Below are 20,424 nucleotides of genomic sequence, written 5' to 3' on the forward strand. Positions count from 1 at the left end.
CGGGCTGTGCCTGCTCGCCGCCCGGGCCGCCGGTATCGCCATCCTGGACGGGGTGTTCAACAACATCCGTGACCTCGACGGCTTCGAGGCGGAGTGCGTCCAGGGCCGGCAGCTGGGCTTCGACGGCAAGACACTGATCCATCCCGGCCAGGTCGAGCCCTGCAACCGGGTGTTCGCGCCCACCGAGGCCCAGGTCGAGGAGTCCAGGACCATCCTCGCGGCCTGGGAGGAGGCGTTGGCCTCCGGCCGCGGCGTCGCCACGGTGAACGGCCGGATGATCGAGAACCTGCACGTCCGCAACGCGCAGCGCGTCCTCGCCGTCAGCGACGCGGTCACCGCCCTCGAACGCGGAACCGCCCCTCCAGCACCGCGGTAGCGGACACGTCCATGAATTGACGGTACCGCGTATTGGGTAACCGGAAGGGGCGGCGGCGTGGGCTCGGTGGGCGTGAATCGGGGGAACCTGGTTGATAGCACTCCGGCCCGCGGGTTTAAGATACGGCCGTGGCGCACATCGTTCAGGGCTTCCAGTATCGGCCGGTCCGCAACACCGCTGGCGACACGATCCATCCGGTCGGCCTCGTGCTGCACGTCGCACAGGGCAACGGCTCCCAGTTCGGCTGGTTCAACGATCCGCAATCGCAGGCATCGTCGAACTTATGGGTGGGCAAGGCCGGGCAGCGTGAGCAGTACGTGCCCTCGGACGTCCGGGCGTGGGCGCAGGCGGCGGGAAACAGCACATACGACTCGATCGAGACCGAGGGTTTCGACACCGAGGCGCTGACCCCGGAGCAGATCGAGAGCGTGGCCGTGGCTTACGCCGACGGTGTGCGTGCTTTTGGCTGGGCGCTGGCCGTGACGGACACGCCCGGCCAGTCCGGATTGATTACTCATAGCGCAGGAAGGGCGGCCTGGGGCAATCATCCGGGTTGCCCGGGTGGTATCCGCACCGGCCAGCGTCATCAGATCATTGCGAGGGCCGCGCAGATCGCGGGAGGCCCGACGTCGCCTGTGCAGCCCAAAGTGGTGGCTCTGCAGCATGCGGTGCACGTGGTCGCGGACGGGACCTGGGGCCCGGTCACCGACGCGGCGCTCGCCGAGGTCCGGGCCAACCGGCATACCAGGGCCCAGCAGGCCGCGGTCGGTGCGGCCGTCGACGGCGCCTGGGGCCCCCTGTCGCAGGCGGCATATGTCGTGACGGTACGGACGATCCAGTCCATCCTCGGAGTGGGGGTGGACGGGGTCTGGGGGCCGGTCACCGACCAGGCTTTCGTTGCCGTCCGCAACGATCATTTCACCGGCTGATCCCATTCGGCTACGAGAGCGTCCCAGGTACGGTAACGAGCCACCGGATAAGCGGTGGACACGACCCCGTTGGGGTCGACAACGGCCACCGGATATCCAAGCTGTGCCCGGTACCCGCGTTCGCTGACGACAATGCGGCCGCCGAGGCGGGCCGCGCCGACGACGATCGGCCGCGACGTCCACCTCGGGGTGGCCGCCGCGGCAAGTTCGTGTGCCGACAGCCATGCGTACAACCCGCAGACACAGTCCTCGCCCGGCATCCGCGGATGCGGTGTCAAGGGCGACTGAGACATCTGGCCGCCGAGGTCGTCCCGCGCACCGCGCAGGCAGAACGCCTTGGTGAGGCCGTCGGGGCGCCACAACAACAGGCCGGCCGGGAACGGTGACCACGGCGTCCATGCCGGGCGTAACCGGCCAGCGCCGTCCACCGCCCACTGGCGCCAGCCGATGACGCTCACCTGCCTGCCGGCACGGGTTCGGTTTCGACCGGTTCAGCCGGTTCGGCCGGTTCGGGCAGGGCCAGCGGCTCCTGCTCCGGCCAGGAGATCGGTTCGTCCTCGACGATCCGCAGCGGCTCACCTACATTTGACATACATCAACGTTCCCTCGCCCCGCCGCGCCGGTCAATATCCCTGCCGTCATCCCGGCCGTCCGCGCCGGTCTCAACGCAGGCGCAGGATCTGTAGGCCGTGGTCGGCCAGGAGGGCTGGCAGGTGACGGATGGTCGCGATGGCCCTGGCGCGCTGGTCGTCCGGGAGATCCGGCCAGTCGACGAGCAGGTTGTGCTGTCTGCGGCCGTCGTCGCGGCCCGGGGCGAACGTCCAGCCCTGGCCGCGCCGTTGCGCGCACCGGCGGCTCCAGCACAGCCGGTTGCCTGAGGACCCGCACCACGCCCGCCGCCGGGTTCAGCCGCCGGGGCCCGGCGTCCAGCCGTGCGGGCGTCCAGGCGCTCGCCGACCGTACGCGAAGGACGACAAATAGATGACAAGCTGGACTTGGACGAAGTATCGCCGAATATATCTACAGTCCGGTAGCCTTCAGGCGCCACACTTGTCGCACGGTATGACGACGTAACAGCGCGGGCCTCGTTCAACGGTTTGTGAGCCGCCTGTAGCCGTTGGGATCCCGTCGGCTCCGCGACACAACAAAAACGGGGGAGCAATGGATAAGCCGGACATGCTTGCGCAATCAGCCGACGCGGCTCGCGCGCTGTCAGCCGGTCGCGGTGGGAAAGCACGCGTCCGCCTGACCGGGCTGGATGCGGACGTTTTTCGCCATCCGCTCGACCGGCAGGCCGCCCAGAGCCTCAAGCGCGTGCCGGGGTTCGACAAGGCGGTCGCGAAGTTCATCGAGTGGGGCTGGGAGCGTAAGGAGTACATCGAGCTCACCGCGTCGGGGGTGCGGGTCGGGCCCCGCCAGCTGCCCCGCGTCCACGGCCTGCTCCGCGAGACCTGCGCGGTCCTCGACATTCCGGAACCCGAACTCTACGTCCGCAAGGGGCCTACGAACGCCTACACGTCGGGGCACAACAATCCCTACATCGTGCTGTTCACCGAACTGGTCGACACCATGTCCGAGGACGAGCTCCTCGCCGTCATCGCCCACGAGGCCGGGCACATCAAGTGCGGGCACGTCCTCCACAAGACGATGGCGCGGGTTTTCACCGGCGCGGCGACTGCGGGGCTGCGACGCACGAACCCGATGACGGCCATCGTCGGGGTAGGTGTCCGCGCGGCGCTCAAGAGCTACGACCGGGCTTCCGAGTTCACCGCCGACCGCGCCGCGATGCTGACCACCCAGGACCTGCACGCCTGTGTCGGGATGATGATGAAGATCGCCGGTGGTGTCCAGACCGACCAGATGGACACCACCGCCTTCCTCGAGCAGGCGCGTCACCTCGATGACCTTGCCAGCGCGAGCAACATTTCCCGTTTCCACCGTTTCCAGCTCCGTATTGGCGGTGATCACCCGCTCCTGGTTGAGCGCGCCCGCCGCTTCGATGAGTGGATCATGAGTGGCCAGCCCGGTGTTGTCCTCGCGCGGTACGGCACCACGGCCGTCCCTACTCAGCCGACGGACGGCGTGAACAGCCTAGACCGCTACCAGCGGTAGTTTGTTGGACCGCCAGCATCATCCGTGATGGTCCCGTATCTGTCAGGACCGTGCCCCGGTGGGGCCCGACACCTTGGTCCGGCCGGCGGCATTTCGTCTGGAGCGGATCGGCTTCTCAGAACAGATCGACGTAGTCGGTGAGGATGTCGCCGAAGACGCCGGCGTCGCCGTTACGGTTCCAGAAGGCGGTGGCGGCCTGTACCGCCGTCGCGCCGGCGCACAGGAAGTCGGCGATGTCGCGGCCGCGGGACACCCCGCCCGCGCCGATCAGCTCGACCGTCTCCGGCAGCAGCCGCCGCAGCTGGCGTACCTGGCCGAGCGCCACGGGCCGCAGCGCGGCACCCGCGAGCCCGGCCAGTTCGACGTCGATCACCGGCCGGTTCGCCTCGTCCAGGACGAAGGCGTTCGGGAAGGTGTTGACCGCGCAGACGAACCGCGGGCCTTGCGGTGTGCCGGACAGCCTCGCCACCAGGCCGGCCAGTGCGGCCAGCCCGGCCGGGTCCGAGAACGGGGAGATCTTTATGCCGAAGGGCGGTGGTTGTCGATCCGCACTGTCGCCGGCGGCGGTGGAGGTGGCCGCGGCCGTGGTGAGCGCCTGGCTCACCTGGGCGCAGATCGCCTCGGTCCGGTCGTTGTCGAAACACGCGATGCGTTTCTGCCGGCCGTCGTCCCAGACGTTCGGGCAGGCCAGGTTGAGCTCGATGATGTCGACGCCGGCGAGCGCCACGTCATGGGCGACGACGGCGTACTCGGCCTCGCTGAATCCGGCGATGCTCACGACGAGTGGTTTACCGGCGGCATGCGCCATCGAGATCATGGCGGGCAGGTGCTCACGGTAGTACGCAAGCCCCGGATTGGGCAGGCCGAGCGCGTTGAGCGAGAAGAAATCCCCGGGGTAGTAGACGTTGCCGCCGTTCCCGGTGCGCGGCCGCAGGGTGATGGAGCCGACGACGACGGCGGACACGGCGCTGCGGGCGAGCACGCTCACCTCGTCCAGGCTCTTGCACGTGCCCGCGGCGTTCATCAGCGGATGCTCAAGTTCGACTCCGCACAGCGCTGCCACGGCCACCCTTCCCGAGATCCGTGTTTCCGGTGTGGTTCGCCTTCTCCAGGAGACAGTATCGAATTCCTGTTCCTGGCCGCGGCGCGTGGGTCAGGGGCGTTATGGCCGGATGTATCCACCGTGTCGTGTGCCGGGCGTTTCCGCCGGGCCGGCGCTGCGTGCGGGGCGTCTCCGGGGCGTCTCCGGGCCGGATCGCCCGTCAACCGTTCCGCACGTTCTGTCCTCGTCCTGTTTCTGTTCGTGGCCGGTATTCGGCACCGGCCCACGTTTGGCCTCCCTGACGGCTGCCGAAGAAGACAGGGTCGGCCGCATCGCGCTGCGGCGGCCCGGCACCGGCCAGCGTCATCGGTGCTCATCGGCGTCACCGGTGCTCATCGGCATCCACCGGCGCCACCGGTCGTGGCGTCCGGCGGCGGAGGCCGACACCAGGAAAGTGCTACCGGGAAAATATACGACCGACGCAGGAAGAAGGCTGACGATGGCGACTGGTGGAACAGGATTCAGTGACGTCGTCCACGACCTGATCTCGGTGCAGTATCACGCCCTCAAGGGGAGCCGTGAATACGAACAGTTCATCCGTGATGCGGATGCGGAGGGACAGCCGGAGATAGCCAGCTTCTTCCGGGCCGTCCTGGAACAGGATGCCGAGCGCGCGGTCGCGTGCCATCGTTATCTGTCCCGGCTGTCCGGCCACGCGCCGGCCGGCTCGATCGTCCGCTGAGGGGCTCCACTGAGGGGCTGAGAGATCGCCTGAGGGGCTGAGAGATCGTCGGGAGCGTGCGGGGCCGTTCCGCGCGGTAGGCCGCGTTCGTCCGGAGCCCCGGGCCAGCGGCCGGAGCCGACCCGCGGGCGCCGACCTGGCGGGAGCTCCGGCCCGGCGCCCGAGACCCATGCGGGCGCCGAGGCCCGAGGCCCGAGAGTCGAAGGGAGGCATCGGCGGGATCCTTAGAAGCGCTGGGATCAGCGCTGGGATCAGAAGCGCACGGTCTCGACGTCCGCGCCGCCGTGCAGGGCCCGCCACAGATCACCGAACGAGTCGTACTGTTCCCGCTTGGGGCGGGCGGCAAGTCTCTCGACGAGCTGTTCCGGAGCGTTACGGACACGCAGCGTGTAGGCGAGCTGGGCGGCTCGGGCGGGGAAGTCGTGGCGGTCGAACCACCGGGCGAGCTCGGAGCGGGCCTCGACCGCCGCGGCGGTGTCCGTGCTGGTGGCGGCCTTGTTCTCCGGCCGTTCCGGGATCACCGCCACCTGGGGCTGATCCTCGCCGGGAGGTTCCGCGGAGCGCCATTCCTCGGTGCGCGTGTCCCGTCGCGCCCGCACGATCCCGTACACCTCATGGGCGAGGTTGTCGTCCTTGGCGGGGCCGTGCTTGGTGCTGCCGCGCTGCATCGACATCTTCGTGCTCCTGTTGTTGATCGTGTTTCTCGGGCGCTTCCCGCGTTACGGCCGCCCCGGTCCGTGCCGGGAGGCGGGCCACTGCTCCGGCGGGAGGATGCCGGGGCCGGGCGGTGGGAGGTCAGGACCGGGACCGGGACCGGGCAGATCGGGCCCAGGGTCCGGACCGGGCAGATCGGGCCCAGGGTCCGGACCGGGCAGATCGGGCCCAGGGTCTGGCGGGGCGGGCCCTGGGCCGGGCTGCGGGACGTCCGGGCCGGGCGTCGGTGTCGGGCCGGGCGTCGGTGTCGGGCCGGGAGACGGTGTCGGGCTGGGAGACGGTGGCAGGTCGGTGGCCGCGGGCCCGGGCCGGGCGCTGGGCTGGCCGGATGCCGGCCGGGAAGAGGCCGGCCGTGCGGAGGACGGGCCGCCGCGCGCGACAACTAAGATCATGATACGCCCTCCGTGGAACGAAACGGTCGATGATCGGGATACGGCGGGGCGGCCGCGGCTGGTCGCCATGCCGGCCGACTCCTGCCACCTTCCACGGACATGGCATCTCGAACCGTCCATGGCATCCCGAACCGTCCAGGTACCTGGAGAGGGGCCCGGGGCGCCGGGAACCGGGCCGGTCGCGGGCCGCCCGGGCCCCGGTCGTTCCCGGAGCGGCCCAGCGGATCCCCGCCGCGGGGATCACGGTCGCCCGGTCTCCGGTTCCGTCCGAAAGAGCGGCTGTGCGGGTGTGCCGGGCACGCTGGACGGGGAAGTGGAGAAGACGACGAGGAAGTGGAGAAGACAGGGAAGCGGAGAGGAAGCGGAGGAACGGCATGCCCCACGCGGGCCCGCGAACCGGGATCACGGGCCTGTGGCCTGGGAAGGCGTGCGGTCCGGGAGGTGAGCCTCGATGGCGAACGTACTCAGCGTGACCAGTGTGCCGCCGGTGACGGTACGGCGGTACAGGACGATCGGGGAAGCGGCCCATGAGATGGACATCCACGGCGTGGGTGCTCTTCTCGTCATGGACGATCGTGACCACTTGGTCGGTATTGTCACCGATCGTGACATTGTGTTGCGGGGGGTTGCTCGTGGCGTCCCGATGGAGGCATCCATTGACCGTCTGATGACGACGGAGGTCTTCACCCTGCCCGCTGACGTGGAGATCGACCGCGCGTACGAGGTATTTCGCGATCACGCGCTGCGGCGGCTGCCCGTCCTCGACGGCGGCCGGGTCGTGGGGGTCCTCTCCATCGACGATCTCCTCATCCGTGACGCGCGGCGGATCGAGGACGTGGTACGCCCCCTCGCCCGGGAGGTCATCGCCCGGCACCGCAGGACGCCGGTGGGCGCGGGCGGGGCCGTCCGTGCCGGTGACGGCGCCGCCCATGCCGACAACGGCGGCGCCTACGCCGGGACCGGCGCCGGGAGGGGCGGCACCTACGCCGACAGCGGGGTGATCGCGTCCCGCCGGCTGGTGCGGGCCCACCCCGGTGACACCCTGGTCATCCACGGGCGGACGCTGGGCCGGCCGGAACGGTCCGGCGAGATCCTGGAGGTGCGTTCCCCCTCGGGCGACCCGCCATTCCTGGTCAGCTGGTCCGACTCCGACCATGTCAGTTTCACCTATCCGGGCCCGGACGCGGAGGTGCGTCCGCGTGCCGAGGCGGCGACGGCGGCCACCGGCGAGCGGGCCGGCAACGGGCAACGGTAGCTGACTGGTAGCGGACAGTGGCCAGTAGTGGACGATGGCAGCCGGTAGGCGGCTGGGAGCCAGTGGCGACCGGTAGGTGGCCGGCTGCCGCTACCGGATGCCATCCGTGACGTCCCGGTACGGTCGCTCTGAGACGGAGGTGGCGGGTGGACCCTCTGTTCGCCGACCGGCCGGCGGCGGGCCGCGCCCTGGCCGGGCAGCTGGCCGCGTACGCCGGCCGTGACGATGTCGTCGTCCTGGCGCTGCCACGAGGCGGTGTGCCGGTCGCCTTCGAGGTGGCGCAACGGCTGGGTGCGGGGCTGGACGTCTTTCCGGTGCGCAAGCTCGGGGCGCCCGGGCACGCCGAGCTTGCGATGGGCGCGCTGGCCGGCGGCGGGACACTCGTCCGCAACGATCAGGTGATCCACAGCCTGGGCATCGGGGAGAAGGCGGTCACCGATGCCGTGGCCGCCGAGCGCCGTGAGCTTGCCCGCCGGGAGGATGCCTACCGTATCGGCCGGGACGCGCTCGACGTCACCGGCCGCGTGGTCCTGCTGATCGACGATGGGATGGCCACCGGTGCCACGATGTACGCCGCCGTCGAGGCCGTCCGCCGACGTGGGCCGGCGCAGGTGGTGGCGGCTGTTCCCGTGGCCTCGGAGCGGGCGTGCCGGCAGCTGAGGCTCGTCGCCGACGGTGTGCTCTGCCTGCGCACTCCGTCGACATTCTTCTCCGTCGGTCAGTACTATGCGGATTTCTCCCAGACGACCGATGACGAGGTCCGTGAGCTTCTGCGCCGTTCCGTGACCGCGAGATGACAGCCGGGTGGTCTCCCATGGGCCACCAGCCAGTGATCGTCATTCGCGGGGCGCGGGTGTCTCATGCTGCCGCGGCCGGGGTGCTGGCCGGCTCGGATGCCGCTGGGGCCGGCGCGGTCGCGGGAGCGCTGCCGACCGGTGCGGGTGCCGGGGCGGACGGCGGACCGGACGTGGGTGCTGGCGCTGGATCAAGCGTGGGCGTGGGTGGGGCGGTCTGTGCTGGCGGATTGTTCAGACGTTGTGCAATGCTTGTGAGCCTGCTGCGTGCTTCGTCGCTGACCTCGACGGATGAGGCGTCAGCAAGCCGGCCGAGGAAGGGCGTGAGCATTCCGGGGCCGGTGACGGTGCGGGGGATCAGCGCGTCCAGCGCGGCGGTGGTAGGCGCGTCGACCTGGCCCAGCTGGCTGTAGCGCGCCAGCCGGTCGCGCAGGGACGCCGGGCTGGTGTGCCAGCCGGCGAAGTCCGCGGCGTTCAGGCCGGTGACGTCGAAGGCGGTGGCGGGTTGCGCCGCGCAGCCGGTGTTCGCGGGCTCGGGGGCGAGACGGGCGGTGAGCGCGCCGGCCGCGCCCGCCTCGCCGATGTCGTGCCCGCTGAAGCGGGCGAGCCGCCACCGTGCCGGCGTGCCGCCACGGGCGTCCGCGATCACTGTGCTGCGGGCGCTGGTGATCAGGTGTCCGTGGCTGTCGAACAGCGTCGCGTTGATCGGGATGCTGACCGGTGCCCCGCCGGCCGGGGCACCGGCCGTGCTCAGGACGCCGGTGATGTCGAGGGCGTCATAGCCGGTGACGGCCGGGTCGAGGTCGGCGGGCGCCGCGGCCAGCGAGCCCGCCACAATGGTGATCGTTGGGCAGCTCGCGGACGGTGCCGGGGCGGGCGTCGCGTCCGCTTCGGGCCGTGGGGTGACCGTGATCGCGGCGGGCGTGCCCGCCGGCGCGGGCACCGCGGGCGGTATGGATGCCGTGAGCGCCGGGGGCGGTATGGGTGCCGCGGGTGCCGCGGCTGCTGGGGGCGGTGCCGGGGCCGCGGGTGTGCTGCCGCCGGGACGCGCCTGGGACGGCGCCGGGGCGGGCAGGGGAACTGCCCCGCCGCTGGCGTAACCGGTCATCCAGGCGAGCACGGCACGGGCGTAGTCACCGGACGGGTTGTAGGCGAGGATCGCTGCCCGTAACTGCGCGGGGTCGCTCAGATCGCGGTTGTAGGCGCAGAGGTAGCCGGCGGCGGCGAGGGCGGCGTCGTCGATGTTGTTCGGGTCGCGCTGGCCGTCGCCGTTGCCGTCGCTGCCGGATCTCGTCCAGGAGGACGGGATGAACTGCATCGGCCCGATGGCCCGGTCGAAGACCGTGTCACCGTCCCATCTGCCGTTGTCGGTGTCGGTGACACGCGCGCGTCCGCCCGCGCCGTCCAGGGGGAGCCCGATGATCGACGGGGTGACGGTACCGGCGGGGCTGATGGCGCGGCCGGCGCCGTGCCCCGATTCCACCCTGCCGATTCCGGCCAGCAGGGGCCAGGTCAGGTGGCAGCTGGGCCGTCCGGCCGCCATTCGTTCGGTCGCTCTGCGGTAGGCGGCCAGTACTCGTTCCGGTATGCCTTTGTCACCAGCGGTGAGTGTGACGGCCCCGCCCGCCCCGGCGGCCACGGCCGTGGCCAGGCTCTGCGTGCCCGGCGCGGTGCCACCGCCCGCCCCGCCGGAGCCGCCGGAGCCGCCGCCCGGGCCGGCGAGCGGTGGCATCGGGAAGGCACCACCGTCGGCCGGCGGCCTGAGTGGTCCGGGCGGCGGCCCGCTGGGGGCGTCTGATTGTGAAATGATTGTGGAACCGTTGGCGAGAAAGAGAAGCGCGGTGGCGACGGCCGGCATCATGAATACCCGCACCCGGCGTGGGCGTGGGCGTGGGCGTGGGCGTGGGGCGGACGGTACTCGCGGGCAGGCCTCGTCGGATGTGGGTACGTCCCGGTGCCGGTGCCGGTGCGCGCCAGCGTGCCTGGGGCCGCGCCGATGCTTGCTCACGGTAGGCGTCCACCTCGTCGAGCTGCGTGGGTGCCGAACGGCATGGGTATCGAACGGCATGGGTATCGAACGGCATGGGTATCGAACGGCATGGGTGTCGAACGGTCTTGGTCGGGTAGGCCGCGGTGCGCTTCACTGCTGGAACTCCGGCGCACCGCCGAGGTGTCCACCGTCGTTATACGCCATGCCCTCGGGCCGGGAAGTGGCTGTTGGGCAGCCAATGTCGACCGCACATTCGGGTGTAGGGCCGTGGCTGTAGGTTGTGAATCGATGGGTTCGCGATTGAGCGGGATGTCGTCCGGTGTTCCCGGTCCCGGTCCCGGTCCCGGTCCCGGTTCGGTTCGGGGACGCATTTTGCGCGGCCCTGTCGCGACATGTCTGAGGGTAGCGGCCTGAAGACTTTCAGTGCGCTACCGCAGGTTTCACGAGCGTGCCCGGCCGGCCGTCTTCTGGGGACGGTTCTTTTATCGCTATTCGCTGAATGTTTACCTGGGCGCCCGGCCGGGCCCACGGACCACCTCGTCTTTCCTCCCGGCGGTGTCACGTGCTGTTTCCTCCGGGCGGTACCACGCGCCAGCCTGGTCCGTCGGGCCTCGGAGCGATGTTCCCCTCGCCGCGCCCACTTCTGTTGCGGGTGTATGAATACCAGGTGTCCATGACCGGCCAATGCATTGGCAGTGGTAATAGGATGGGCTGTGACGGCCTCCCGGACGCCCGTGGCGCCGACATCGAATTCACCATCGGACGGGCCGGGATTTCCTGTCTCGCGGGTCGCCCTGAACCGGGAGCGAATGGGGGGGCTGATGTGCGGTGCCGCCGCTGCCCGTCAGGGCACGGCCGACGGCGGTCGGATTCTTCCCGGCGATCGGCGGGCCCGCCGGCTGACCGGGCGGCCGGGGCGCCGTCCGATATCACCGCCGTGGCCGCCGGGCATGGTCGTCAGGCGTGATTGTCGGGATAGGCGAGATGTAACTCACACGATGATACGGCCCAGGTGATTATGGCCTGCCGGGATGACGGGACGGGGCGTTGGTAACGGTTCGGGATGGACGTCGGCGTGAGGGCACGCCCGCATCATGACTGCGGATCGATGACTGTTGACCGGGCACGGGTGGCAGCGGCGCTACCCGGTTACGATCTCGGTGACGAGATCGGCGCGGGCACGTTCGGGGTGGTGTTCGCCGCCTGGCACCGCCGTCTCCAGCGTGATGCCGCGGTCAAGGTACTCGACGGAGGGTACGGCCGGGCGGTGGCGGGATTCGCCACCGAGGCGCGGATTCTCGCCGCCCTGGACCATCAGCATGTGGTCCGGGTCTATGACTATGTCGAGACCGGGGGACTGCGTCTGCTCGTCATGGAGATGCTGGCCGGCGGGACGCTGACCCGCCGCCACCGGGCGGGGATGCTCCCGGAGGAGGCCTGCGCGGTAGGGCTGGCGATCGCCGCCGCCCTGACCTGCGCGCATTCCCGCGGAGTGCTGCATCGCGACATCAAGCCCGACAACATTCTGTTCGACGCCACGGGCCTGCTCAAAGTGGTCGATTTCGGGCTCGCGAAACAGGTGGGTGGGCCGCCGGCCGCCGCCGGCGCGGTGGCCGGGACGCCGTTGTACATGGCTCCCGAACAGATCGAGGGGGGCCGGCTGGGGCCGGCCTCCGATCTGTACGCGCTCGGGGTGCTGCTCTATCTGCTGCTGACCGGGGCGACGCCGTTCGCACCGGCATCCTCCATCCTGCGGCAGCGTCCCGACCAGGTCCCGCCACCGCCGCCGGGCGTGCCGGTTCAGGTGGCGGATGTGATCATGTGGGCGTTGGCGAACGATCCGGTGGCTCGTCCGCCGTCCGCGCTGGCCTTCGCGCTGGACCTGGCCCGGGCCGCCGCCGAGGCCTACGGCTGGGGCTGGCTGGCTCGTTCGGGGATCGTGCTGCATATCGACGCCGAGGTCCGCGCCGCCGCCGAACGGCCGTTCACGTCCACCCGCCCGGCACTGCCGCCCACTGCCAACGGTGACACGCCGCCTGCACACGGAGACGCGTCCTCCGTACCGTCGACAGGCGGCGCGTCCCCGGGCGGCGCGTTCTCGGGCGGCGCGCTCTCGGACGCAGAGGCCGGCGGGCGTCTCGCCAGCCGGCCGCGCCGCGCCCGGCCACGCCGCCGGCCGGGCATGACGCCAGGGCACCGCCGCCGTGGTGGTGCTTCTCGCCGCCGTATCGTCGCCATGGCGGTGCTCATCGCCGTCAGCGCCGCCGCTCTTGTTGCCGCCACCCGCGGCGGAGACTTGTCCGAGGCCGGCGCCCGTCCGCTCGGCCCGCCGCTGACCGGCCCCACCGGCCCTGCCGGCTGGGTGCTCTCGGTGGTGTTCTCCCCGAACGAGCAGGTGCTGGCCAGCAGCAGCCGGGACGGCACGGTGCGGCTGTGGGACATCACCGACCGTGCCCACCCTCGTCTGCTCGGCAGGCCGCTGACCGGCCCCACCGACGGGGTGACGTCGGTGGCGTTCTCCCCGGACGGCCACACCCTGGCCGGCGGCAGCTGGGACCGCACGATATGGCTGTGGGACGTGACGGACCTCGCCGCCCCCCGTCCGCTTGCCGGGCCGATAGCCGGCCACACCGACGCCGTCACGGCGGTGGCGTTCTCCCCGGACGGAAAAATCCTGGCCAGCGGCAGCCGGGACAGGACGGTGCGGTTGTGGGACGTCACCGACCGGTCCGATCCACGCCCGCTCGGCGAGCCGCTGATCAGCCATTCCGATGCCGTGGTGTCGGTGGCGTTCTCCCCGGATGGCCGTGCCCTGGCCAGCGCCGGCTACGACAACACGGTGCGGCTGTGGGATCTGACCGACCGTTCCCGTCCGCGCCTGTTCGGCTCCCCGCTGGTCGGCCACACCGCGTTCGTGTTCTCGGTGGCGTTCTCCCCGGATGGCCATGTTCTGGCCAGCGGTGGCTTCGACGGGACGATCAGGCTGTGGAATGTCACCGACCGTTCCGACCCGCATCTGATTGGTGATCCTCTGCGGGTCTCCACCAGCACCACCGTGCGCTCGGTGGCCTTCTCCCCGAACGGTCGTACGCTGGCCAGCGGCAGTTTCGAGGGGATGATCCGGCTGTGGGACATCGCCGATCCTTCCAGGCCGCGCCCACTCGGTGGCCCCCTGACCGGCCACCAGGACTGGGTGCTGTCGGTGGCGTTCTCCCCGGACGGCCGTACGCTGGCCAGCGGCAGCCGGGACAACACGGTGCGGCTGTGGAAGCTGCGCTGACCGGGCGTCGTTTTCCGGTGGTGCTGGCCGGCACGCGGTCAGCCACCTGGCCGGTTCAGCGCAGCTGGACGGCGATCAGACAGGTGTCGTCGTCGGTGTCGGGGGTGGTGTGGCGCAGGAGATGGTCGGCATACCGCTGGAGGTCGGCGATCGGCCGGCCGGCGGCCAGGACCAGGGTGTCCAGCGTCTCGTCGAGGGCGGTCCCGCGTTGTTCGACGAGGCCGTCGGTGAACAGCAGGACGCCGTCGCCGGGCCGCAGCGCGGTGGCGGTCTCCTCGTAGGCGCTGTGTGGGTCCGCCCCGAGGAGGACGCCGGCCGGCAGCGGGAGCATGGCGGCGTCGCCGTCACGGACCAGGACGGGCGGCAGGTGCCCGGCGCATGCCCAGCGCAGCATACGGGTGGCCGGATCGTACAGACCGCAGACGGCGGTACCGGTGACGTCGTCGGTGAGGTGGTAGGCGACGTCGTTGAGCCAGCGCAGCAGCTGGGCCGGCCCCGCCCCGGTCATGGCGAGCCCACGCAGGCTGTTGCGTAACGTGACCATGCCGGTGACAGCTCTGATCCCGTGCCCGGCGATGTCACCGACGGCGAGAAGGACCTCCCCGGAGGGCAGGACGACCGCGTCGTACCAGTCGCCGCCGACCAGATGGTCCTGGTTGGCCGGCCGGTAGCGGACGGCGATGTCGAGCCCGCCGTTCTCGACCGGATCGGCCGAGAACGGCGTGATGGCCCGTTGCAGCTGGATGGCCAGCCGCTGCTGGTCGTCGGCCCGCTGTTCGGTGTCGGCGAGCTGGTTGCGGGTGGCGGCGAGGGCGACCTGGGTGTGGTAGAGAGTCGAAAGATCCTGGTATGTGCCGCGGACGGCGACCAGGGTGCCGGCGGTGTCCGTGACGGGCTCGGCGAACGCGCGTATCTGCCGGATCGCGCCGTCGGCCCGCAGCAGCCGGAACGTCGTGGCGGCCGGCCGTGCCTGGTCGAACAGCACGTCACGGAAACGGCCGACAGCGGCGAGATCATCGGCATGGACGTAGGCGTCCAGCCCCTGCAGGGAGACGGGCGCTTCCGGCGCATCCGGCGCCAGCCGGAACAGCGTGAAGGTGTGGTCGGTCCAGCGCACGTCACCGGTGAGCATGTCCTGCTGCCAGCCGCCGAGCTCACCGAGCCGCTGGGCGTGCTGGAGGATGGTGGTCAGCCCGTCGGTGTCGTCGGTCCGCCGCCAGGTCAGCGCGATGCCGTCGAGGAACCGGCCGATACGCACGTCCATCTCCGTCGCGACGATCCGGCCGCCGACGATGACGTGGACGGGCAGGCCGTCGGCCTGGTACGGCCGGCCGGTGCGCAGCACGTCCACGGCCTGCCCGAACAGCCCGTCCAGGACGGTCATCAGCGGATGTAGGTGGGACAGCCGGCGGCCGACGAGGTCACGGGGCTCCCGGCCGGCCGGGTCGACGAACCCTTCGCTGACGTGGTCGATCTGGAAGTCGACGATCCGCCCGTCATGGTCACGGACGGCGTGGGCGACGAGGGCGGAGCGCAGCAGGGCGTCCAGCAGGGCGGGCAGCCACGAGCCGTGGCGTCCCCAGGCGCGTTCCCCCTGGGCCGCCCCGAGGCTGCCGGCGCAGACCCCGGCCAGCGTCAGCAGCTGGTGGCGCAGCGCGGGAGTGAACTCCTCGAGGGGCTGCGGCCAGCAGATCTCCATCGCCCCCAGCAGTGCCCCGGCGTCGGTCAGCGGCAGCGCCACCCGGGCGCCGCGCCATCGCCCGACCAGCGGGATCCGGTCCGGCAGGTGGCGGGCTGCCGGCCACCACCGGGGGCAGCCGTCCTGGGCGACCCGCTGGGCCGGGCAGTCCATCTGCGGCGGGATGCGCTGCCAGCGGCTTGCCTCCAGGGCGCCGAGCCCCGCCTCGCCGGCGAGCTCCAGCGCGCCGTCCGGTTCGATCATCCACAGTGCCACGGCCACGGCTCCCAGCGGGGCGAGGGCCTCCTCCATCGTTGCCGCGGCGATCCGCTGCCCGTCCACGGCCGGCGCTGCCGGGGCCTCGGCCGGCTGCGCCGGCTGCTGCCGGGGCGGCCGCGCCGCGCCCAGCGCGAGCGCGTCGTCCGCCGGCTGGCCGACCACGTCGGCGGCAAGCTCCGCCAGGGGCATCCCGGACCGGGCCGCCAGGTGGGTGAGCTGCCTGGCCGCCTCACCGGGGGAGCAGCGCAGGCGCTCGGTCAGGACGCCGATCGCGAGATCCACCAGGGCTTCGGTGGCGGCCTGCGCCCGCACCGCCTCGAGTTCGCTCTGCTGACGGACGATCAGCGCGGTCAGACGCGCCACCTGGTCGTCGCCGGCCGGGCCGGTCGGTCGCTGCGTTCCCACGTACGTCCCTCACTGGTTCGGGTGCCGCCGGCCCTCACTGCTTCGGGTGCCGCCGGCACGCGGGCTCAAAGGCCCCCCAGCGCGGACATCCTCGCACGAACGCCGCCGCGCGGACGGAGCCCCTGCGGTCCGCTGTTCTCCCGGTGTTCGTTTCTGTCCCGTGGTTCTCCTCTGTCCCGTGCTTCTCCGGTCCCTGGCAGCGAGGGCCGAAGATGACGCGACAGTGCCTGTCCAGACTGTTGCCTGTCCGGTCTGTTCGGCGCATGGTCGATGCGTGCTCGGTGGCTGGTCGGTATCTGTCCGCGTCGATTACGGGCCTCGCTTCCGAGGCCGCTCGGGAAAACCATAGGACATCAGAAAACTGAGCCGAGGGTGTTGTCCGTTTCACCCTGGTTTGCGAATCGTCGAACTCTCTAACGTGGAACACGGGACCGGCCGGCTGTCCGGGCCGGCGGCCGACGAGCGGGGTGTTGTACCGGTGGGTGAGGCTACGAACTCGGAGCGGGCGAACTCGGAGCGGGTAACGGCGCGCGGGCGGGACGAGCCCGCGCTGCGTCAGCTTCTCGCCGGTCTGGCGGCGGTGCGTGGCGGGGACTTCCGCGCGCGTCTGCCCCATGGCGACGACCCGCTCATGAACGAGATCGCCGACGTGTTCAACGGCATGACCGACCAGCTTTCCATGATCGCTTCCGGGGTGGCGAGAGCGGCCCGGGAGGTCGGCGTGGAGGGCAGGCTCGGCCGTCGCCTCCGGGCGCCGGACGTGCCCGGCGCCTGGCGGGAGCTCATCGAGTCGACCAACATGGCGGTGGGCAACCTCGGCAGCCAGGTCCGTGACATCTCCCAGGTGGCGGCGGCGGTGGCCCGCGGCGATCTCTCCCAGAAGATCACGGTGGACGCGCGCGGGGAGATCCTGGAGCTGAAGAACACGATCAACACGATGGTCGACCAGTTGTCGTCGTTCGCCGGTGAGGTCACCCGGGTGGCCCGGGAGGTCGGCACCGAGGGACGGCTGGGCGGGCAGGCCTTCCCCGGGGTGGGCGGAACGTGGCGGGACCTCACCGACTCGGTGAACTTCATGGCCGGCAACCTCACCGGCCAGGTCCGTTCCATCTCCCAGGTGGCGGCGGCGGTGGCCCGCGGCGATCTCTCCCAGAAGATCACGGTGGACGCGCGCGGGGAGATCCTGGAGCTGAAGAACACGATCAACACGATGGTCGACCAGTTGTCGTCGTTCGCCGGTGAGGTCACCCGGGTGGCCCGGGAGGTCGGCACCGAGGGACGGCTGGGCGGGCAGGCCGACGTCAAGGGCGTCTCGGGCACGTGGAAGGACCTCACCGAGTCCGTCAACGTCATGGCGGCCAACCTCACCGTCCAGGTCCGCTCCATCGCCGAGGTCACCACCTCGGTGGCCAAGGGCGACCTGACCCAGAAGATCCGGGTGGACGCGCGCGGGGAGATCCTGGAGCTCAAGGAGACCATCAACACGATGGTCGACCGGTTGTCGTCGTTCGCCGACGAGGTCATCCGGGTGGCGGGCGAGGTGGGGACGCAGGGCAACCTCGGCGGGCAGGCCGTCGCGCGGGGCGTCTCCGGCACCTGGCGGGATCTCACCGACAACGTCAACTCGATGGCCAGCAACCTGACCAGCCAGGTCCGCAACATCGCCCAGGTCACCACCGCCGTGGCCCGGGGCGACCTGTCGAAGAAGATCGACGTCGACGCCCGTGGGGAGATCCTGGAGCTCAAGACCACCATCAACACGATGGTCGACCAGCTGTCGTCCTTTGCCGCGGAGGTCACCCGGGTCGCCCGCGAGGTCGGCACCGAGGGGATACTCGGCGGGCAGGCCGAGGTCGAGGGCGTCTCGGGGACGTGGAAGCGGCTGACGGAGAACGTCAACGAGCTTGCCGGCAACCTCACCCGTCAGGTGCGTGCGATCGCCGCGGTGACCAGCGCGGTCGCGGCCGGTGACCTCACCGGGGCGGTCTCGGTGGAGGCGCGGGGGGAGGTCGCCGAGCTCAAGGACAATATCAACGCGATGGTGCGGTCGCTGTACGAGACCACGCGCGCCAACCAGGAGCAGGACTGGCTGAAGACCAACCTGGCCCGCATATCCGGTCTGATGCAGAAACACCGTGACCTCGACACCGTCACGGAACTGGTCATGGACGAGCTCGCCCCGCTGGTCGGCGCCCAGTACGGCACGTTCTTCCTGGCCGGCTCCAGCTCCGGCTCCGGCGCGGGCGCGCCCGCGCTGCGCCTGATCGCCAGCTTCGGCTACCAGGCCCACCCCGACGTGCCGCGCGAGTTCGGCCTGGGAGAGTCCCTGGTCGGGCAGGTGGCCAGAACCAGGCGGTCGATTTTCGTCGACCGGACCCCGGCGCATTATGTGAAGATCTCGTCCAGTCTCGGCCATGCCGGGCCGGTCAATCTGATCGTGCTGCCCGTCCTCTTCGAGGACCATGTGCTCGGTGTCATCGAGCTCGCCTCCTTCACCCCGTTCACGCAGGTGCACCGGGATTTCCTGGACCGGCTGATGGACATCATCGGTGTCAATATCAACATTATTGTCGCCAACTCCCGTACCGACGCGCTGCTGGCGGAGTCGCAACGTCTCGCCGCCGAGCTGCGGGCACGTTCCGAAGAACTCCAGAGCCGGCAGGACGAGCTGCAGCGTTCCAACGCCGAACTGGCGGAGAAGGCGGCTCTGCTGGCTCGCCAGAACCACGACATCGAAGTCAAGAACTTCGAGATCGAGCAGGCCCGACAGGAAATCGAGGAACGGGCCCGGCAGCTCGGCCTGTCGTCCAGGTACAAGTCGGAGTTCCTCGCCAACATGTCCCATGAGCTGCGTACGCCGTTGAACAGCCTGCTCATCCTGGCGCGGCTGCTGGCGCAGAACCCGGCGAACAACCTCAGCCCGAAGGAGGTCGAGTACGCCAACGTCATCCACTCCGCCGGCTCCGATCTCCTGCAGCTCATCAACGACATCCTCGACCTGTCGAAGGTCGAGGCCGGGAAGATCGACGTCCATCTGGAGCGTTTCGCCCTCGGCGCGCTCCTCGACGACGTCCGGGGCATCTTCTGCCCGGTCATCGAGGAGAAGGGCCTGCGGTTCGCCGTCGACGTCGCCCCCGACGTGCCGGACGCGCTGGTCAGCGACCAGCATCGTCTGTTGCAGGTGCTGCGCAACCTGCTGTCCAACGCGGTCAAGTTCACCCAGCGGGGCGGGGTGGAACTCCGGATACGGATGGTCAGCGGCCGCGTGCTCGACGACGAACGACGCCCGGCCGTCGCGTTCGCGGTGACCGACACGGGCATCGGTATCGCCGAGGAGAACCTGGACCGGCTTTTCGGGGCCTTTCAGCAGGGTGACGGCAGCACCAGCCGCAGATTCGGCGGGACCGGCCTGGGCCTGTCCATCGCGCGTGAGGTCGCGGCTCTGCTCGGCGGTGTGATCCGTGTCCAGAGCGAGTTCGGGAAGGGCAGTACCTTCACCCTCTATCTGCCGCTGTCCTCGCCAGGGGCGATCGGTGAGAAGGCCCATGGCGCCACGCAGCCGGCCGTTTCCGGCCCGCCGGCGCCCGCGGCCCCGCCGCTGCCGCTGCCGCCCGTCCCGTCCAGTTTGTCCAGTTCGCCAAGTTCGTACAGTTCACCCATTTCGCACAGTGCACCTGGTTCATCCGACGTGTCCGGCTCGCAGGCGCCCGTGTCCGCGCCGATACCCGCACCCGCACCCGCACCCGCACCCGCGCTCGCGCTCGCGCCCGGCGGCAACGGCGTCCCGGCACATGCCACGGACGACGTGCTGCGCGGCCGCAGGATTCTCGTGATCGACGACGACGTCCGGAACGTGTTCGCCATCACCAGCGTCCTCGAGCTCCACGGACTGACCGTGATTCACGCGCCCGACGGGCGCATAGGCATCGACATCCTGGTCGCCACCGACGGCGTCGAACTCGTTCTCGTGGACGTGATGATGCCGGAAATGGACGGTTATGCCACGATGACGGCAATCCGGGAAATGGCTCGTTTCGGTGCGCTGCCGATTATTGCCGTCACCGCGAAAGCCATGCCGGGCGACCGGCAGAAATGCCTTGCCGCCGGCGCCGACGACTACGTGACCAAGCCGGTCGACACCGACGAGCTCCTCACCTGCATCCGGCAGCGGCTCACCCGTCAGGAGCCCGGCGAGAATATCCGGTGATCAGTATTCCTGTTCAGGTGGCGGAAACCCGCCGGGCCCACATCCCTGCCGGGTGCCACGGCGTACCGCCGTGGTCGGCCATGGCAGCGGACCACCGGTCAGGATCCGTGTAACGACTGCCGGCCGAAGTCCGCGGGCTGTGCAGCGGATTCACCGGGCCGGTCGGGGCGTGCCGTATTCGTGCCCTCGAGGACCTCGGCCCGAAGAGGCGGAAACAGCCGGAGAGGCA

The 20,424-nt window shown here is 70.5% G+C and carries 15 protein-coding genes; 9 read left to right on the forward strand and 6 right to left on the reverse strand.

What is annotated here, in order from left to right:
* Both NBW84_RS01360 and NBW84_RS01365 read left to right on the forward strand, forming a co-directional pair.
* Positions 1 to 376 (forward strand): aldolase/citrate lyase family protein (locus NBW84_RS01360; RefSeq protein WP_250280932.1); only part of this gene is annotated, 376 nt, incomplete at its 5' end.
* Positions 377 to 504: 128 nt separating this feature from the next.
* Positions 505 to 1,305, forward strand: a complete 801-nt coding sequence (locus tag NBW84_RS01365) for an N-acetylmuramoyl-L-alanine amidase (RefSeq protein WP_250280933.1) — start codon at positions 505 to 507, stop codon at positions 1,303 to 1,305.
* On the opposite strand, the gene NBW84_RS01370 is transcribed toward NBW84_RS01365, so the two are convergent.
* Both NBW84_RS01370 and NBW84_RS01375 read right to left on the reverse strand, forming a co-directional pair.
* Positions 1,290 to 1,763, reverse strand: coding sequence for a hypothetical protein (locus NBW84_RS01370; RefSeq protein ID WP_250280935.1), 474 nt, complete (start codon positions 1,761 to 1,763; stop codon positions 1,290 to 1,292). The genes NBW84_RS01365 and NBW84_RS01370 overlap by 16 nt on opposite strands.
* A complete protein-coding gene (locus tag NBW84_RS01375; protein WP_250280937.1) occupies positions 1,760 to 1,897 on the reverse strand; it encodes a hypothetical protein in 138 nt (45 codons plus the stop codon). Before NBW84_RS01375 ends, NBW84_RS01370 begins: the two co-directional genes overlap by 4 nt.
* 97 nt (positions 1,898 to 1,994) lie before the next feature.
* On the opposite strand from NBW84_RS01375, the gene NBW84_RS01380 reads away from it, so the two are divergent.
* The gene (locus NBW84_RS01380) at positions 1,995 to 2,183 is read left to right on the forward strand and encodes a hypothetical protein (protein ID WP_250280938.1); all 189 of its coding nucleotides are present in this window, start codon (positions 1,995 to 1,997) and stop codon (positions 2,181 to 2,183) included.
* A 298-nt stretch (positions 2,184 to 2,481) separates the two neighbouring features.
* The gene (locus tag NBW84_RS01385; protein WP_250280939.1) at positions 2,482 to 3,417 is read left to right on the forward strand and encodes a M48 family metallopeptidase; all 936 of its coding nucleotides are present in this window, start codon (positions 2,482 to 2,484) and stop codon (positions 3,415 to 3,417) included.
* A gap of 115 nt (positions 3,418 to 3,532) precedes the next feature.
* On the opposite strand, the gene NBW84_RS01390 is transcribed toward NBW84_RS01385, so the two are convergent.
* Complete coding sequence (locus NBW84_RS01390) at positions 3,533 to 4,480, reverse strand: dihydroorotate dehydrogenase (protein WP_250280940.1); 948 nt, start codon at positions 4,478 to 4,480, stop codon at positions 3,533 to 3,535.
* Positions 4,481 to 4,958: 478 nt separating this feature from the next.
* Between NBW84_RS01390 and NBW84_RS01395 the strand changes: the two genes are divergently transcribed.
* Positions 4,959 to 5,201 (forward strand): acyl carrier protein, encoded by a 243-nt coding sequence (locus tag NBW84_RS01395; protein ID WP_250280942.1) that lies wholly within the window; start codon positions 4,959 to 4,961, stop codon positions 5,199 to 5,201.
* Positions 5,202 to 5,452: 251 nt separating this feature from the next.
* Here NBW84_RS01395 and NBW84_RS01400 read toward each other — a convergent pair whose 3' ends face one another.
* A complete protein-coding gene (locus NBW84_RS01400; RefSeq protein ID WP_250280944.1) occupies positions 5,453 to 5,875 on the reverse strand; it encodes a DUF2795 domain-containing protein in 423 nt (140 codons plus the stop codon).
* An 883-nt stretch (positions 5,876 to 6,758) separates the two neighbouring features.
* On the opposite strand from NBW84_RS01400, the gene NBW84_RS01405 reads away from it, so the two are divergent.
* The gene (locus NBW84_RS01405; RefSeq protein WP_250280946.1) at positions 6,759 to 7,562 is read left to right on the forward strand and encodes a DUF1918 domain-containing protein; all 804 of its coding nucleotides are present in this window, start codon (positions 6,759 to 6,761) and stop codon (positions 7,560 to 7,562) included.
* Positions 7,563 to 7,708: 146 nt separating this feature from the next.
* Entirely contained in the window at positions 7,709 to 8,359 is a 651-nt protein-coding gene (locus tag NBW84_RS01410; RefSeq protein WP_250280948.1) for a phosphoribosyltransferase family protein, read from the forward strand.
* A 61-nt stretch (positions 8,360 to 8,420) separates the two neighbouring features.
* On the opposite strand, the gene NBW84_RS01415 is transcribed toward NBW84_RS01410, so the two are convergent.
* On the reverse strand, positions 8,421 to 10,088 hold the full coding sequence (locus tag NBW84_RS01415) for a lytic murein transglycosylase (protein ID WP_250280951.1): 1,668 nt from the start codon (positions 10,086 to 10,088) through the stop codon (positions 8,421 to 8,423).
* Positions 10,089 to 11,454: 1,366 nt separating this feature from the next.
* Here NBW84_RS01415 and NBW84_RS01420 point away from each other — a divergent pair.
* Entirely contained in the window at positions 11,455 to 13,626 is a 2,172-nt protein-coding gene (locus NBW84_RS01420) for a WD40 repeat domain-containing serine/threonine protein kinase (protein ID WP_250280953.1), read from the forward strand.
* Positions 13,627 to 13,681: 55 nt separating this feature from the next.
* Here NBW84_RS01420 and NBW84_RS01425 read toward each other — a convergent pair whose 3' ends face one another.
* Entirely contained in the window at positions 13,682 to 15,988 is a 2,307-nt protein-coding gene (locus NBW84_RS01425) for a SpoIIE family protein phosphatase (protein ID WP_250280954.1), read from the reverse strand.
* A gap of 478 nt (positions 15,989 to 16,466) precedes the next feature.
* On the opposite strand from NBW84_RS01425, the gene NBW84_RS01430 reads away from it, so the two are divergent.
* Positions 16,467 to 20,195 carry a HAMP domain-containing protein gene (locus tag NBW84_RS01430; protein ID WP_250280956.1) on the forward strand — a complete coding sequence of 1,243 codons (3,729 nt, stop codon included), beginning with the start codon at positions 16,467 to 16,469 and terminating at the stop codon, positions 20,193 to 20,195.
* The last annotated feature ends 229 nt before the right edge of the window (positions 20,196 to 20,424 follow it).

Source organism: Protofrankia sp. CiP1_Cm_nod2 (assembly GCF_920664355.1).
GTDB lineage: Bacteria > Actinomycetota > Actinomycetes > Frankiales > Frankiaceae > Protofrankia.